The sequence below is a fragment of the Stenotrophomonas sp. PAMC25021 genome (genome assembly GCF_004795795.1).
In the GTDB taxonomy this organism is placed as follows: Bacteria; Pseudomonadota; Gammaproteobacteria; order Xanthomonadales; family Xanthomonadaceae; genus Stenotrophomonas; species Stenotrophomonas muris.
Map to the genome: position 1 here is coordinate 2,315,883 of NZ_CP039255.1, position 15,134 is coordinate 2,331,016.

The 15,134-nt window shown below is 68.5% G+C and carries 17 protein-coding genes; 11 read left to right on the forward strand and 6 right to left on the reverse strand.

Translation table 11 applies throughout. The features are described 5' to 3' along the window. Positions 1–11: 11 nt before the first annotated feature. Both E5790_RS10875 and E5790_RS10880 read right to left on the reverse strand, forming a co-directional pair. Complete coding sequence (locus E5790_RS10875; protein WP_111206070.1) at positions 12–722, reverse strand: transposase; 711 nt, start codon at positions 720–722, stop codon at positions 12–14. Between the two features lie 99 nt (positions 723–821). Then, complete coding sequence (locus E5790_RS10880) at positions 822–1,619, reverse strand: helix-turn-helix transcriptional regulator (RefSeq protein ID WP_049442043.1); 798 nt, start codon at positions 1,617–1,619, stop codon at positions 822–824. A gap of 78 nt (positions 1,620–1,697) precedes the next feature. On the opposite strand from E5790_RS10880, the gene E5790_RS10885 reads away from it, so the two are divergent. Further along, entirely contained in the window at positions 1,698–1,952 is a 255-nt protein-coding gene (locus tag E5790_RS10885) for a hypothetical protein (protein WP_049442042.1), read from the forward strand. A gap of 83 nt (positions 1,953–2,035) precedes the next feature. Here the strand turns inward: E5790_RS10885 and E5790_RS10890 are convergent, their stop codons facing one another. Together E5790_RS10890 and E5790_RS10895 are read right to left on the reverse strand one after the other, a co-directional pair. After that, a complete protein-coding gene (locus E5790_RS10890; RefSeq protein ID WP_014648799.1) occupies positions 2,036–3,049 on the reverse strand; it encodes an energy transducer TonB in 1,014 nt (337 codons plus the stop codon). Positions 3,050–3,250: 201 nt separating this feature from the next. Continuing rightward, positions 3,251–3,871 carry a TIGR00645 family protein gene (locus E5790_RS10895; protein WP_041863948.1) on the reverse strand — a complete coding sequence of 207 codons (621 nt, stop codon included), beginning with the start codon at positions 3,869–3,871 and terminating at the stop codon, positions 3,251–3,253. 112 nt (positions 3,872–3,983) lie between these two features. Here E5790_RS10895 and E5790_RS10900 point away from each other — a divergent pair, with 112 nt between their 5' ends. The 4 genes from E5790_RS10900 to E5790_RS10915 all read left to right on the forward strand — a co-directional run bounded on the left by E5790_RS10900 (position 3,984) and on the right by E5790_RS10915 (position 9,470). Next, positions 3,984–4,673 carry a glutathione binding-like protein gene (locus tag E5790_RS10900; RefSeq protein WP_014648797.1) on the forward strand — a complete coding sequence of 230 codons (690 nt, stop codon included), beginning with the start codon at positions 3,984–3,986 and terminating at the stop codon, positions 4,671–4,673. A gap of 163 nt (positions 4,674–4,836) precedes the next feature. Then, positions 4,837–7,062 (forward strand): S9 family peptidase, encoded by a 2,226-nt coding sequence (locus E5790_RS10905; protein WP_111206069.1) that lies wholly within the window; start codon positions 4,837–4,839, stop codon positions 7,060–7,062. A gap of 25 nt (positions 7,063–7,087) precedes the next feature. Then, positions 7,088–7,603, forward strand: coding sequence for a cytochrome c oxidase assembly factor Coa1 family protein (locus E5790_RS10910; RefSeq protein ID WP_014648795.1), 516 nt, complete (start codon positions 7,088–7,090; stop codon positions 7,601–7,603). A gap of 67 nt (positions 7,604–7,670) precedes the next feature. Further along, positions 7,671–9,470: a DUF885 domain-containing protein gene (locus E5790_RS10915; protein ID WP_053495951.1), complete on the forward strand. Its 1,800-nt coding sequence runs from the start codon at positions 7,671–7,673 to the stop codon at positions 9,468–9,470. Between the two features lie 105 nt (positions 9,471–9,575). Here E5790_RS10915 and E5790_RS10920 read toward each other — a convergent pair whose 3' ends face one another. Then, positions 9,576–10,034, reverse strand: a complete 459-nt coding sequence (locus E5790_RS10920; RefSeq protein WP_005420187.1) for a hypothetical protein — start codon at positions 10,032–10,034, stop codon at positions 9,576–9,578. A 186-nt stretch (positions 10,035–10,220) separates the two neighbouring features. On the opposite strand from E5790_RS10920, the gene E5790_RS10925 reads away from it, so the two are divergent. The 4 genes from E5790_RS10925 (at position 10,221) to E5790_RS10940 (ending at position 12,820) form a co-directional block, all read left to right on the forward strand. Next, positions 10,221–10,469 (forward strand): hypothetical protein, encoded by a 249-nt coding sequence (locus tag E5790_RS10925; protein ID WP_005420185.1) that lies wholly within the window; start codon positions 10,221–10,223, stop codon positions 10,467–10,469. Between the two features lie 122 nt (positions 10,470–10,591). Beyond that, the gene (locus tag E5790_RS10930; RefSeq protein WP_014038878.1) at positions 10,592–11,509 is read left to right on the forward strand and encodes a bestrophin family ion channel; all 918 of its coding nucleotides are present in this window, start codon (positions 10,592–10,594) and stop codon (positions 11,507–11,509) included. Between the two features lie 19 nt (positions 11,510–11,528). Then, positions 11,529–12,518, forward strand: coding sequence for a porphobilinogen synthase (gene hemB / locus E5790_RS10935; protein WP_014648793.1), 990 nt, complete (start codon positions 11,529–11,531; stop codon positions 12,516–12,518). A 32-nt stretch (positions 12,519–12,550) separates the two neighbouring features. Next, positions 12,551–12,820 carry a hypothetical protein gene (locus E5790_RS10940; RefSeq protein ID WP_014648792.1) on the forward strand — a complete coding sequence of 90 codons (270 nt, stop codon included), beginning with the start codon at positions 12,551–12,553 and terminating at the stop codon, positions 12,818–12,820. Positions 12,821–12,940: 120 nt separating this feature from the next. On the opposite strand, the gene E5790_RS10945 is transcribed toward E5790_RS10940, so the two are convergent. Beyond that, positions 12,941–13,804, reverse strand: a complete 864-nt coding sequence (locus tag E5790_RS10945; protein WP_111206068.1) for a PD40 domain-containing protein — start codon at positions 13,802–13,804, stop codon at positions 12,941–12,943. A gap of 48 nt (positions 13,805–13,852) precedes the next feature. On the opposite strand from E5790_RS10945, the gene aroE reads away from it, so the two are divergent. After that, entirely contained in the window at positions 13,853–14,698 is an 846-nt protein-coding gene (gene aroE / locus E5790_RS10950) for a shikimate dehydrogenase (protein ID WP_032959067.1), read from the forward strand. A gap of 3 nt (positions 14,699–14,701) precedes the next feature. Next, positions 14,702–15,055, forward strand: a complete 354-nt coding sequence (locus tag E5790_RS10955; RefSeq protein WP_014648789.1) for a hypothetical protein — start codon at positions 14,702–14,704, stop codon at positions 15,053–15,055. Positions 15,056–15,134: the final 79 nt, after the last annotated feature.

Genomic DNA, 15,134 nt, shown 5'->3' on the forward strand with positions numbered 1-15,134 from the left:
GACGGAGGGGATTAAGTCGTTTCTGCCCCTCCCGTCCCCTCCTTGCGCGGGCGGCCTTGTCTTCGCATCGCCACCGGCCGCCCGAGCATCTTCTCTACCATCCGCAGGAACGCAGCATCCCCCAACGGACGCTGTTTGGCGCTATGACTGCGGATTGCGGGCAGATCGGCGGACGCATTCACATCGCGCAGGAATCGCGCATACACCGTCGTCCTGTTGCGAGCGGTCGCGGCCAACGCTCTGAATGCGGGATGCGGGGTCAGCATGGGGTCATCGCGTCGTTGAAGGTTGCCGTGCACGCTGGACCACGGATGATCTTCAGCACTGACCGCAATGCCGGCACGAACGGGATTGCGTTCGATGTAGCGGTATACGCTGAGCAGGTAAGCGTCGCTGTCGATCATCGAGGAATGGAAGCGGCCCTGCCACAGGGGACCGGTGCGGCCGTGCCGCTGGTTGAAAGCCTGTACATAGTTGTTGCCCTGCATGCGCATTGCATCGGCCAGCCCACGCTGCGTGGATGGCGTGGCCAGCAGGTGGATGTGGTTGTCCATCAGTACGTAGGCATGCAGTGCGACGCGGTGCTTGAGGAAAGCGCTGTGCAGCAGATGCAGGAACAGTTGCCGGTCGATGTCGTCGACAAAGATCGCACCCTTGTTCACACCGCGCTGGATCACGTGATAGGCCTGGCCGGCCAGCATCAGGCGCGCTTGTCGGGGCATGGGATTCCCAGGTCGAAGGGGGCCTCAGCCTGGCATCGGCACCGTGGCGTAGGGCATCAGGTAATGCCGCGCAGGCGTATCGGAGGAGTCAGAAGCGACTTAATCCCCTCCGTCCCCTTTTGCGTACCGCGCGGGCGTTACCCCCATCTCGCGCTTGAACACGTTGATGAAGGAACTGGGCGTGTCGTAGCCCATCGACAGGGCGACGCTGATCACCGGTTCGCCTGCCAGCAGGCGTGGCAGTGACAGCAGCACGCGCAGGCGCTGCCGCCACTGGCTCAAGGTCATGCCTGTTTCGGCCTGCCAACGGCGGGCGAGGCTGCGGCTGGACAGTCCGCTGGCGGCTGCCCACGCTTCGACGCTGCGCAGGTCGTCCGGCGAACGCGCCAGCGCCGCCGCGATCCGCCGCAACCGGCGATCCCGCGGCTGTGGCAGGGCAAATGGCAAGGGAGTGCTGGCACGGATCTCATCGGCGATGACGCCGGCCAGGCGTGCCTGCGCAGCGTCCAGTGCCTGATGCGGCCAGCGCAGTGCGCGCGTCACCGCCGCCTGCAACAGCGCATCGGGTTGGAAAATACGGGGCAGCGGGGGCAGATCCAGGCCGGCATCGGCGCGGACGTACAGGCTCCAGCCATCGAACCCGTCTGCCCCGAGCAGCGCATGGGGCAGCAGCGGCGGTATCCAGGCAACGTGCCCGGCCGGAAGCAGCCACTGCAGATTCCCGGCTTCGATCCGCAACAGGCCCTGATGGGCGCCCAGCAATTGACCGCGCCGGTGTTGGTGGCGGGCGGTGCGCCGCCTCCCGGGCACGCGCAGCTGGCCGGCCAGCACGATGGGGCCGTCGTCGGCGTCCGCCAATGCCGGATCAATCAAGCCGGTCGGTGTCTGATCTGCCATATCCATTGGCAGTTATACGGCAGAAGCGCCGATCCGCGCGCGCCACACTGGGCGCCCATTTCAACACGAGCCGCCCCGATGCAGCCCCAGGACATCCTTCCCGACCACCAGAACGAAGTACAGGTAAACGGCCTCACCGTGCGCAAGGGCAGCGTCGGCGCCTTCCTCGCCAGCGTCCGTGACTGGCAGGACCCCGCCAGCGATGACGCCACCCGGGCCACCGCCGAAGCAGATCTGCGTGGGCTGCTGCCGGGCCTGCATGCGCTGGGCCTGTTCCAGGTGCTGGCCGCGCGCGATCCGGCACTGCAACGCCTGATCGACAGCCTCTCCTGAAACGAACACGGCCCGGACATGCCGGGCCGTGTCCTCATTGCGGGGGCGGAAACGACTTAATCCCCTCCGTCCCCTTTTTGCGGTCAGGTGCCGCCCGGGGCGAATACCAGGGTACGGCGGGTGGTGACCGGTGCGCTGACCGGCTCGAAGCGCCAGCGCTTGACCGCGTTCATGGCTTCGCGATCGAAGACGCGCGACGGTGTTGCGCGCAGCACGCGGGCGTTGGTCACTGAGCCGTCGGTGCCGACGGTGATTTCCACCAGCACTTCGCCGGAGGTGCCTGCACGCAGTGCCTCGGACGGATAGCGCGGCGCCGGGGTGCTGACCGGGCGCAGGTTCGGCGCCGCAGCGGCCGCTGGAGCCGCGGCCTGGCGTGCGGCACTGGCCTGCTGGGCGGCGGCCTGCTGCTGCTTCAGTTCGGCTTCGCGGCGCGCGGCGGCCTGGCGCTCGGCTTCCTGGCGCTCGTTGTCGCGGCGGGCGGCATCCTGCTGCGCAGCGATCTGCTTGGCCGCGTCGGCTTCCTTGGCACGCTGCTCGGCCAGGCGCTGCTGTTCGGTCTGCTGCTTGCTGCGGTCCTCGGCGTCCTTCTTGGCCTTCTCGGCTTCGGCCTCGGTGCGCTTGGCCGCGTTCTGCACGCCCTTGGCCAGGCCGTCCTTCAGGCGCGGCAGGGCCGGCGCGGATGCATCCACCTTCTCGATCAGCGCCACCAGCCGCTGCGCTTCGGTGTAGTCCTCGCGCCCCAGGTGCTGCTCGGCGGCGATCAGGGTGTAGGGCAGCAGGTCGGTCAGCGCGCTCTTCACCGAGGCGTCGTCCGGGGTCTTGTCGCGCAGGGCGAGGTAGTACTCGATGGCGTTGTCGCCGGCCGGCGCGTACATGCGGTTCTCGCGCAGGGCCTGGCTGGCCGACTCACGCAGCTGCTCGGTGCCCATCGACTGCACCTTGGCGGCGACCACCGGTGCGGCCGGTGCAGCGGCGGTGGGGGCGGCGGCCGGAGCCGGTGCTGCGGATTCTTCCTTGCCCGAGCAGGCGGCCAGCGCCAGTGCCAAGGCAACCGGCAGCCACCGGCGCGCGGCGGTGATCGTTGAGACGTGCGACATCCTGCTCCCCTTTAGAAGACGACGTGACGTAAATCATTGATATGCATGGCCGGGACCCGTGGTCCAGGCGCGGCAGGGTGGCGTTTCCCGACGCCACCGCCGGCAACGGCGATGATGCAATCTAGCATCCCGGCCACCGCCCCGCACAAGGGGTGGTGGCCGGGTGAGGCCGCGGCGATCATGTCGTGGCCGGCGGCGACCTCAGTGGTCGTGTGCCTTGTCGTGCGACTTGCTGTGGCCGTTGGACATCAGCTTGTCGGTCCAGGCGATGCCGATCGCCGACAGGATGAACACGCAGTGGATGATGGTCTGCCACAGCACGCCTTCCTGGGTCAGCATCGAGCAGCGGGCGACACCGATGTTGGCGGCGGCCACGCTCATCTGCTCCGGCGTGCACAGCGGGATACCGCCCAGCGCACCGCTGGCGATGAAGGTCTTCAACAGGTGGATCGAGGAGATGCCGATGATCGCCATCGCCAGCTTCACCTTCAGCACGCTGGCATTGACGTGGCTCAGCCATTCCGGCTGGTCCGGGTGGCCTTCCAGGCGCAGGCGCGAGACGAAGGTCTCGTAGCCGCCGACGATCACCATTACCAGCAGGTTGGAGATCATCACCACGTCGATCAGGCCCAGCACGATCAGCATGATCTGCTGCTCGCCCATCGAGGCGGAATGCGAGATCAGGTGCCACAGTTCCTTGCCGAACAGGAACACGTAGACGCACTGCGCCACGATCAGGCCCAGGTACAGCGGCAGCTGCAGCCAGCGCGAGGCGAAGATCAGCGTGGACAACGGGGAGAGCGGCGGGCGGTTTGCACTCATGCGGGGGATGCTGCGTTTCGGGGGAGAGGCGAGGTTACCGGCCCGCCATGACGGTGCCAACCCAACTCACGCACTAGACTTCAGGTTCCTTTCCGCACCCCGAGCCGACGCCATGATCGACCTGTATTACTGGCCCACCCCGAACGGCCACAAAGTGACCCTGCTGTTGGAGGAAGCCGGCCTGGAGTACCGCATCCACCCGGTCAACATCGGCTCGGGTGACCAGTTCAAGCCAGAGTTCCTGGCCATCTCGCCCAACAACAAGATGCCGGCCATCGTCGACCACGCCCCGGCCGATGGCGGTGCCCCGCAGAGCGTGTTCGAGTCCGGTGCGATCCTGCTGTACCTGGCCGAGAAGACCGGCCGCTTCCTGCCCAGCGACCCGCGCGGCCGCGTGACCACCTTGGAATGGCTGTTCTGGCAGATGGCCGGCCTGGGCCCGATGAGTGGCCAGATGGGCCACTTCAACGTGTACGCACCAGAAAAAATTCCCTATGCCATCGAGCGCTACGACAACGAAGTGCGCCGCCTGCACGGGGTGATGGATAAGCGCCTGGCCCAGCACGCCTTCCTGGCCGGCGACGAGTACACCATCGCCGACATGGCCAGCTACCCGTGGATCGGCGCCTACGACAAGCTGCCGGTGGACTTCGCCGCGTTCCCGAACCTCAAGCGCTGGCACGAGGCCATCGCCGCGCGCCCGGCCACCCAGCGCGCCTATGCGCTGCGCCAGCAGGTGAACCCGAACGCCGGCAAGCCGCTCAGCGACGAAGAGCGCAAGCACCTGTTCGGCCAGCGCTGACCCGCCGCGGGGTCGGATCCCTTTGCAACGCAAAGGGCCCTGACCCCAGCACCGCAGCATGGGCAGAAGGTCATGCTGCCTTCCTGCACGGGCTTGGTTAGGATGGGGGAACGACCGCCCCGCGCCCGCCGCCGGGCGGACCTGCCGTTTGCCGGGATCCTCCATGCGCCACCTGTTCGCTTCGCTTGCCCTCATGCTCGCCACCAGTACCGCCGCCCACGCCGAAAAGCTGACCCTGGAGGCCATCACCGGCCCGCTGCCGCTGTCCGGCCCGACCCTGATGAAGCCCAAGGTGGCGCCGGACGGTTCGCAGGTCAGTTTCCTGCGCGGCAAGGACAGCGATCGCAACCAGCTGGATCTGTGGACCTACGACATCGGCAGTGGCCAGACCCGGTTGCTGGTTGATTCCAAGGTGGTGCTGCCCGGCACCGAGACCCTCAGCGATGAGGAAAAGGCGCGCCGCGAGCGCCAGCGCATCGCCGCGATGACCGGCATCGTCGATTACCAGTGGTCGCCGGACGCACAGCGCCTGCTGTTCCCGTTGGGCGGCGAGCTGTACCTGTACGACCTGAAGCAGCAGGGGGCGGCGGCCGTGCGCCAGCTGACCCACGGTGAGGGCTTCGCCACCGACGCCAAGCTGTCGCCCAAGGGCGGCTTCGTCAGCTTCATCCGCGGCCGCAACCTGTGGGTGATCGACCTGGCCAGTGGAAAGCAGCTGCAGCTGACCCGCGACGGCAGCACCACCATCGGCAACGGCGTGGCCGAGTTCGTCGCCGATGAAGAGATGGACCGCCACACCGGTTACTGGTGGGCACCGGACGATTCGGCCATCGCGTTCGCGCGCATCGACGAGGCACCGGTGCCGGTGCAGAAGCGCTACGAGGTCTACGCCGACCGCACCGATGTGATCGAACAGCGTTACCCGGCCGCTGGCGACGCCAACGTGCGCGTGCAGCTGGGCGTGATCGCACCGGCCGCCGAGGCGCAGCCGCGCTGGGTCGACCTGGGCAAGGAACAGGACATCTACCTGGCCCGCGTCGATTGGCGCGATCCGCAGCACCTGAGCTTCCAGCGCCAGTCACGCGACCAGAAGCAGCTGGACCTGGTGGAAGTGGCACTCGACTCCAACCGCCAGCGCGTACTCGCCCACGAGACCAGCCCGACCTGGGTACCGCTGCACAACAGCCTGCGCTTCCTTGAAGACGGCAGCGTACTGTGGTCGTCCGAGCGCACCGGCTTCCAGCACCTGTACCGCATCGACAGCAACGGCAAGACCACCGCGCTGACCCACGGCAACTGGCCGGTGGACGAGCTGCTGGCGGTGGATGAGACGGCCGGCAAGGCCTACTTCCGTGCCGGCATCGAAAGCCCGCGCGAAAGCCAGATCTACGCGGTATCGCTGCAGGGCGGTGAGCCGCAGCGCCTGTCGGAGGCGCCGGGCATGCACAGCGCCACGTTCGCCCGCAATGCCAGCGTCTATGTGGACAGCTGGTCCAACAGCACCACGCCGCCGCAGATCGAGCTGTTCCGCGCCAACGGCGAGAAGATCGCCACACTGGTGGAAAACAACCTGGCCGATCCCAAGCACCCGTATGCGCGCTACCGCGACGCGCAGCGCCCGGTCGAGTTCGGCACGCTCACCGCCGCCGACGGCAAGACGCCGCTGCACTACAGCCTGATCAAGCCGGCCGGCTTCGATCCGTCCAGGCGCTATCCGGTGGCGGTGTATGTCTATGGCGGCCCGGCCAGCCAGACTGTCACCGACAGCTGGCCCGGCCGTGGCGACCATCTGTTCAACCAGTACCTGGCCCAGCAGGGCTACGTCGTGTTCTCGCTGGACAACCGCGGCACCCCGCGCCGCGGCCGCGACTTCGGTGGTGCGCTGTACGGGAAGCAGGGCACGGTTGAAGTGACCGACCAGCTGCGCGGCGTGGCATGGCTCAAGCAGCAGCCGTGGGTGGACCCGGCGCGCATCGGCGTGCAGGGCTGGTCCAACGGCGGTTACATGACCCTGATGCTGCTGGCCAAGGCGTCGAACCAGTACGCCTGCGGCGTGGCCGGTGCCCCGGTCACCGACTGGGGCCTGTACGACAGCCATTACACCGAGCGCTACATGGACCTGCCGGCGCGCAACGACGCCGGTTACCGTGAAGCGCGCGTGCTGACCCACATCGATGGGCTGCGCTCGCCGTTGCTGCTGATCCACGGCATGGCGGACGACAACGTGCTGTTCACCAATTCGACCAGCTTGATGAGCGCGCTGCAGAAGCGCGGCCAGCCGTTCGAGCTGATGACCTACCCGGGTGCCAAGCATGGCCTGTCCGGCGCCGATGCCCTGCATCGCTACCGTGTGGCCGAAGCCTTCCTGGGGCGCTGCCTGAAGCCTTGAAACACAGACGGGAAGGAGCCCGCCGATGACACTGCCGCCGCCGATTCCCACCCACGGCCCGAAGCCCGCCGGCTGGTGGTCCCGCCACTGGCGCTGGGCGATGCCCGTGGCCGTGCTGCTGGTGCTGGCCGGGGCCGGTGGCACGGTGGCCTGGAGCGTGCTGCGCTGGAGTGAGGCGGCACGCGAGAGCCCACCGATGCGCGAGGCGATGCGTCGCGCCGGCTGCAGCATCGAACTGGTGGAAGCCTTCGGCGAGCCGCTGCGTACCGAATCGATGCCGCTGGGCAGCATGCAGACCGCGCTCAACGGCCAGCGCGATGTCGGCCTGACCGTGGCCCTGGAAGGCCCCCGCGCACACGGCCGGTTGTTCGTGAAGGGCACCCGCAGTGACGACGTGTGGGACTACCCGGTGATGTACGTGCTGGGCGAGAACAAGCAGACCTTCGACCTGACTGCGCTGGATGACGATGAGGCCGCGCAGGAATGCGAACTGCAGGCCTGCCGCGAACGCGGCGAATGCCCGCTGACCGCAGCGTTGTGACCTCCGGCCGATTGTCGCCACCGCGCTGAGCGCGTAGGGTGCGGGCAACCCTGTCCTGGAGTGCACCATGAAGCCGATCGCGTTGGCCGTTGCCCTGGCCCTGACCGCTGCCCCGCTGCTGTCCGCACCGCCGGCGCTGGCGGCACCCGCCGCCAAGGCCGCCACACCGGCCAGCCCGGCCTGGGTCGCCCGCAGCAACGCACTGGCGCAGATCCTGCTCGATGCGCAGGGCCCGTTCCAGCCGGAAGAAACCGGCTTCTTCGGCGTGCCCGGCTACGACGACAAGGTGGCCGACCTCGGCGCGGACAACGGCAAGCGCTACCGCGCCGCGATGGCCAAGGCCCGCGACGAACTGAAGGCGAAGCTGGCCACCGAGCAGGATCCCAACGTCCGCCAGGACCTGGAGATCATGATCCACGCCGCCAACCAGAACATCGAAGGCAGTGAGCTCAACGAGAAGTACCTGTTGCCGTGGAGTGACGCGCCGCAGACGGTGTTCAGCGGCCTCAACCTGCTGCTGTCCGACCAGGTGCCGGCCGAGCGCCGGGCCAAGGCGATCGACCGCCTCAAGGCTTACGCCGGCCTGCAGCCGGGCGGCACCGCGTTCACCACGCTGGCCCGCCAGCGCTACGAAGAGCGCTTGAAGGACAGCAGCCTGCTGCAGCCGACGAAGATCGAAGTGCAGCAGTCGCTGGACAACGTCGAGACCTACATCAGCGGCATCGAGTCGCTGCTGAAGAAGTACCAGATCGCCGGCGCCGATGAAGCGATGAAAGCCCTGGCCGGGCAGATGAAGGACTACGCCAGCTGGACGCGCTCGACCGTGCTGCCGAAGGCGCGCACCGACGCACGGCTGCCGGCGCCGCTGTACGCCTACCAGCTCAAGCAAGTCGGCATCGACATCGACCCGAAGCTGCTGATGCAGCGCGCGCAGCTGGAGTTCATGGAAACCCGCTCGGCGATGCAGCAGCTGGCGCCGCTGGTGGTGAAGGACAAGGGCCTGAAGGTGGCCGACCCGAGCGACCCGGTGGCGGTGATCCGCGCGCTGAAGGCCGACAAGATCGCCGACGACCATCTGGAAGGCCACTACCGCAAGGTGATCGATGCGATCGATCCGCTGATCCGCGAGCACGCCATCGTCGACGTGCCCAAGCGCGCCATGCAGATGCGCCTGGGTTCGGCCGCCGAGAGCGCGGCCAGCCCGGCCCCGCATTTCCTGCCTGCGCCGCTGGTCAACAACACCGGGCAGCAGGGCACCTTCGTGCTGCCGCTGGGCAACCCGGCCGCGGGCCCGGGCGCACAGTACGACGACTTCAACTTCGGTGCGGCGGCGTGGACGCTGAGTGCGCATGAAGGCCGCCCCGGCCACGAGCTGCAGTTCACCGCGATGGTCGAGCGTGGCGTGTCGCTGGCACGCACCATGTTCGCGTTCAATTCGGTGAACGTGGAAGGCTGGGCGCTGTATGCCGAGGCCGAGATGGTGCCATACGAGCCGCTGGACGGGCAGATGATCGCCCTGCAGTTCCGCCTGCTGCGCGCCGCACGCGCGATGCTCGACCCGATGCTCAACCTCGGCCTGACCGACCGCGCCAACGGCGAGCGCGTGCTGATGGAGCAGGTCGGCCTGTCCAAGGCGATGGCCACCCAGGAACTGGACCGCTACATGGTGCGCATGCCGGGCCAGGCCGGCAGCTACTTCTACGGCTACACCCGTATCCTGGAACTGCGCATGCAGACCGAGCTGGCACTGGGTGCGAAGTTCGACCGCCTGGCGTTCAACAACTTCCTGCTCGACCAGGGCCTGCTGCCGCCGGACCAGCTGGCCGACGCGGTGAACAAGGTGTTCGTGCCGAAGTACAAGCGCTGAACACCCCCCGGTAGTGCCGGCCGCTGGCCGGCATTCCCCTGACGTCGGGAGGATTTCTGAGGTTGCCGGCCAGCGGCCGGCACTACCCGCGGTGATGCTGCCGCGTCACCGCTGCGGGGTGATCACCTGCGTCGGCAGTCGTGCCGGCGGTTCCGGGTTCGGCACCCAGATCGCCACGCCGGCGGCGCGCTTCTGCGTGGTCGGAATACCGATGCCGACGCCACCGCCGACATGCGAGCCGAACGTGCCGGCACCCACCGACATGCCCACCGGTGAGCCGCTGCTGCCCACGCCCATCAGCACCACGCCATTGGCGCCCAGCGCTGCGGCCTCGCGCTTCAGGCGCGCCACCGCTGCATCGGTCTGGCCCTGCGTGCCGAAGCCCACGGCAGACGCCGATTCCAGCTGGGCGATTTCCTGGGAGCCGGCCGGCGGCGTCGAATAGATCTGCACCAGTGCCGGATCGATCGGCGCGCGGGCGCGCCCCAGCATGACCTTGGAGGTGCTGGCACAGCCAGCGGCGACCAGCAGGATGGCCGCCAACGCGGCCCAACGGATGTTCATGGCACGACCCCTGTAGGACTGGTTGCGATCATCGGCGGGCCACTCTGAATCGGCGCCAACACCCGGCCCAGAGCAGGCACGGCGGCACGCTAGCACGGTGCCGGTGACAGCCCCGCCAACGGCAGTAGGCGGCGACGGCGGGAACGACTATGGTGCACAGACAGGAACCAACTGCGGGAGAGTGGAATGGGCGTGATCAGTCTGTTGTGGGGCGTACTGGCGCTGTTGTGGATGATCCTGGCGCTGATTCCGCTGCTGGGCTGGGGCAACTGGTTCCTGATCCCGTTCGCCGCCGTGGGCGCGGTGATCGCCGCGCTGGGCATCCTGTTCACCCACCCGACCAAGCGCGGCCGGGCCTGGGCCGGGCTGGTGCTGAACGGCATCGTGGTGGTGGTCGGCATCCTGCGCCTGGGCTTGGGGGGCGGCGTGATCTGAGCCGCATCGCCGGGTGCGACAGGGCGTCGCAGGTACACGGCCGCGGGCCGGGCAGGGGCGTACAATGAACGGCTGCGCGAGCCCCCCGCGTGCCTGTGAATCCGCGCCTGCGCGGCTGCCCCATGATCATCCGACCCCGTCCCCACGGCTGGCAACTGCTGTACATCCTGCGCGGCTCGATCGTAAAAGCGATCGCGCCGAAGGTGCTGGCCATCCTGATCCTGTCCATCGCGGTGGCCGCGGTGGTGGAGCTGGCGCCGCCGACCGGCATCGAGCGCGTTTCCGTCACGCCGTTCACCCTGCTCGGCCTGGTGCTGTCGATCTTCCTCAGTTTCCGCAACAGCGCCTGCTACGACCGCTGGTGGGAAGGCCGCAAGCTGTGGGGCCAGCTGGTCTACGAATCGCGTTCGCTGGCCCGCCAGGTGAACCTGCTGCTGGCCGATGACGCCGGTCGCCGCCGCCGCATCGCCTACCTCACTACGGCTTTTGCCCATGCGCTGGCCGCGCGCCTGCGCGGGCGCATCGTGGCCCTGGCGGCGTTGCCGTGGCTGGACAAGCCACAGCGCGAGCAGCTGGGCCAGCGCGAGAACGTGCCCGACGCATTGCTGTCGATGATCGCTGCCGAGCTGGCCCAGGCCCTGCGCGCCGGCGAACTCGACCCGATCCTCTACACCCAGCTGGAAGAGCGCCTGCACGCGATGTCGTCGATCCAGGCCGGCTGCGAGCGCATCCTCACCACGCCGCTGCCGTTCGCCTACACCCTGCTGCTGCATCGCTGCGCATGGATGTTCTGCGTGCTGCTGCCGTTCGGCCTGGCCAGCTCGCTGGGCTGGGGCACGCCGGTGCTGTCGGCGGTGCTGGCCTACGCCTTCTTCGGCCTGGACCAGCTGGGCGAAGAAATGGAAGACCCGTTCGGCCTGGAGCCGAACGACCTGCCGCTGGACGCGCTGGTGCGCACGATCGAGATCGACCAGCTCGACGCGCTCGGCGAACGCCCGTTGCCCGAACCCCTGCTGCCGCAGGGCTACCTGTTGCAATAGCCACTCCTCGGAGCCTGCCATGTCCCACCCGCTTTACCGCCCGCGCCGCATGCGCCACGACGAGTTCTCGCGCCGCCTGATGCGCGAGAACACGCTGACCACCGACGACCTGATCTACCCGGTGTTCGTGCACGAACGTGCGGGCCGCACCGCAGTGCCGTCGATGCCGGGCGTGGAGCGGCTGTCGATCGAAGAGCTGCTGAAGGTGGCCGAAGAAGCGCTGGAACTGGGCATTCCAGTGATCGACCTGTTCCCGGTGATCGACCCGTCGCTGAAGTCGCTGGACGCGTCGGCGGCGTGGGCCGAGGACGGCCTGGCGCAGCGTGCGATCCGCGCGCTGAAGTCGCGCTTCCCGGAACTGGGAGTGATGACCGACGTGGCGCTGGACCCGTACACCACCCACGGCCAGGACGGCATCATCGACGACAAGGGTTACGTGCTCAACGACATCACTGTCGAAGCGCTGGTCAAGCAGTCGCTGTCGCACGCCGAGGCCGGTGTGGACATCGTCTCGCCGTCGGACATGATGGACGGCCGCATCGGCGCGATCCGCCGTGCGCTGGATGCCGACAACCACATCAACGTGCGCATCATGGCCTACTCGGCCAAGTACGCCTCGGCGTTCTACGGCCCGTTCCGTGATGCGGTGGGCAGCGCGGCCAGCCTCGGCAAGGCCGACAAGAAGACCTACCAGATGGACCCGGCCAACGGCGACGAGGCCCTGCGCGAGATCGCGCTGGACCTGGAAGAGGGCGCCGACATGGTGATGGTCAAGCCGGGCATGCCGTACTTGGACCTGGTGCGCCGGGTGAAGGAGACATTCGGTGTGCCGACCTTCGCCTATCAGGTGAGTGGCGAGTACGCGATGATGAAGGCCGCCTTCGCCAACGGCTGGCTGGACGAACGCGCCTGCGTGCTGGAGTCGCTGCTGGGTTTCAAGCGGGCCGGCGCCGATGGTGTGCTGACCTATTTCGCGCCGCAGGTGGCGCGATGGCTGCGCGAGCGCTGACAATAGCGCCACGATAGACGGAGGACTGCGCGATGGGACCCGAACTGGGATGGGTGCAATGGCTGATCTGGGGCACCGGTACGCTGGTGTTCGGCGCCATCATCGTCGCTGTCTTCATCGCCGCCTGGCGGGCCGGCAAGCGCCCGCCGGAACAGCTCTCCGCTGCCCGCCACGTGGCCCGTGAGCAGGCGCTGCCGGAGACCGTGCAGGCCGAGCTGGCCGCGTTGAACCAGCGCAAGGACAACGGCCAGCTGAGCGAGATGGAGTACGAGCAGTTGCGCGCCAAGGTGTTGTCGCGCTGACAGGGCGTTTCATCCACGCATGGCGTGGATCTACTGGTAGTCGCCAACCTTGGTTGGCGCTTTCACGTATGCCAACCAAGGTTGGCATCTCCCAAACGGCCATCCACGCATGGCGTGGATCTACCGCGCGCACCCGGCCACCGCCGCCACCTTCGGCACCGCCAACCGGTACACGTCCACGCCACCGGCACGCGGCGCCTTCGCTGCACTGCTGGCCACCATCATCTCGCCCGGCTTGGCGTTGTCGACCACCGGCGCACCGGTCCAGCCGCCGGCCTGGTTGAACGACAGCCCCAGCGGCTGCAGCGCTACACCGCTCCACGCACAGCCGCTGCTCCAGACCTGCGCGGTACTGCCATTGCCGCGGCTGAACACCACGGCGCCGTCCTGGCCCAGCCAGTCGCCGTCGGTCTCGTCGTCGGCGCTGTTCAACGCGCTCAGTGCGCTGGCCGGGCCGCGCAGGCCCTGCGCATCCAGCGTCGCCACGAACAGGTCCCAGCCGGCGCCACGGCCCTGCTGGCGGGCAAACAACAGCTGCTTGCCGTCCGCGCTCAGGGCCGGCCCGCGCTCTTCCCGGCGCCCACCGTCACCGGCCAGCGGCTGCGCCGGGCCCAGCCGGCCGTCGGCGGCCAACGCGGCGCGGTACAGCGCCAGCGCGCCCTCGCGGCCGGCCGCGAACAGCAGCCAGCGGCCGTCACGGCTGAAGTAGGGATCGCGCGCTTCACCGTCCACGCCTACCGGCAGTACCTGTGCCTGTTGCCAGCGACCGTCCACCACGCGTGCTTGCCACAGGCCCCAGCCGGCCTCGCCGCGGCGGGCGAAGACGATGCGCTGGCCATCGGCGCTGATCGTGGCGCGGCCTTCGTCGGCGCGGGTCGAGACCACGCCCATGCCTTCGATGCCGTACTCGTTCAACGCCATCGCCACGGGGGCAGAGAGTAGACTGGCGGCGAGCACCAGCAGGGGCGGGGTGATGCGCATCATCCGGTTCCGAGCACGAAAGAGCATCAGTCTAGCCAGCTTGAGGATTCCATGACCGACCGTTACGCCGTCTTCGGACACCCCGTTGCCCACTCGAAGTCGCCGCAGATCCACGCGACGTTCGGTCGCCAGGAAGGCATCGCCATCGACTACCGCGCGATCGACCTGGCCCCGGATGCGTTCCTGGCCGGACTGGAGGCCTTCGCCGCCGAGGGCGGTGTCGGCGCCAACGTCACCCTGCCGCACAAGGAAGCCGCGTTCTCGGTGTGCACCACGCTGACCGCGCGCGCGCGCCGCGCCGGCTCGGTCAACACGCTGCTGCGCAAGGGCGACCGCTGGCACGGCGACACCACCGATGGCATCGGCCTGGTGCGCGACCTGACCGACCGCCACGGCCTGGACCTGCGCGGCCGCCGCGTGCTGATGATCGGCGCCGGTGGCTCGGCGCGCAGCGTCGCCCCGGCGCTGCTCGATGCCGGCATCACCGAACTGGTGGTGGTCAACCGCACGCCGGAGCGCGCCGACGAACTGATCGACGCGATGGGCGAGCCCGGCCGTGCGATCAGCCGCTACTGGGAAGACCTGCGCGACCTCGGCGACTTCGAACTGATCGTCAATGCCACCTCGGCTGGCCGCGACCGCGACGTCGAGTTCAAGCTGCCGCTGTCGCTGGTCAATTCGATGACCACTGCCGTCGACCTGAACTACGGCGAGGCGGCCATCGCCTTCCTGGCCTGGGCCCGTGCGGCGCAGTGCCGCAATACCGTCGACGGCCTGGGCATGCTGGTCGAGCAGGCCGCCGAGAGCTTCCTGCAGTGGCACGGCGTGCGCCCGCAGACCGGCGAGGTCTACCAGTCGCTGCGCCAGGGCTCGGCCGTGCTGGCCGGCGAGGACTGACCGATGGACAGCACAACCCTGATGGTGACCGTGCTGAGCATGGTCGGCGTGCGCCTGCCTGTGCTGATCGCGCTGTGCGTCGGCCTGGTCTGGGTGGTCGGTGCGCCGCGCGATGCCACCCGCACCGGCGCGCTGGTCGGCCTGCTGCTGTTGCTGCTGTCCAGCCTGGGTGGCCTGGCGGCGGGCATGCTGCCGATGTGGCTGGTCAGCAGCGGCAACTTCAGCGCCATCTCGGGCATGAGCGCCATCTTCGGCGTGGTGCACTTCGCGCTGGCGATGGTCGAGGCCATTGGCGTGGTGCTGCTGGTGTGGGCGCTGGTGCGCCTGCTGCGTAGCCGTCCCGCCCCGGTCGCCTGAGCGCTGGCGCCGGGCCACGCCCGGCGTGTTTCGCCCCTGTGCGGCGCGGGCTTCGGACCGTGCGCGCCGGCGGGCGTCG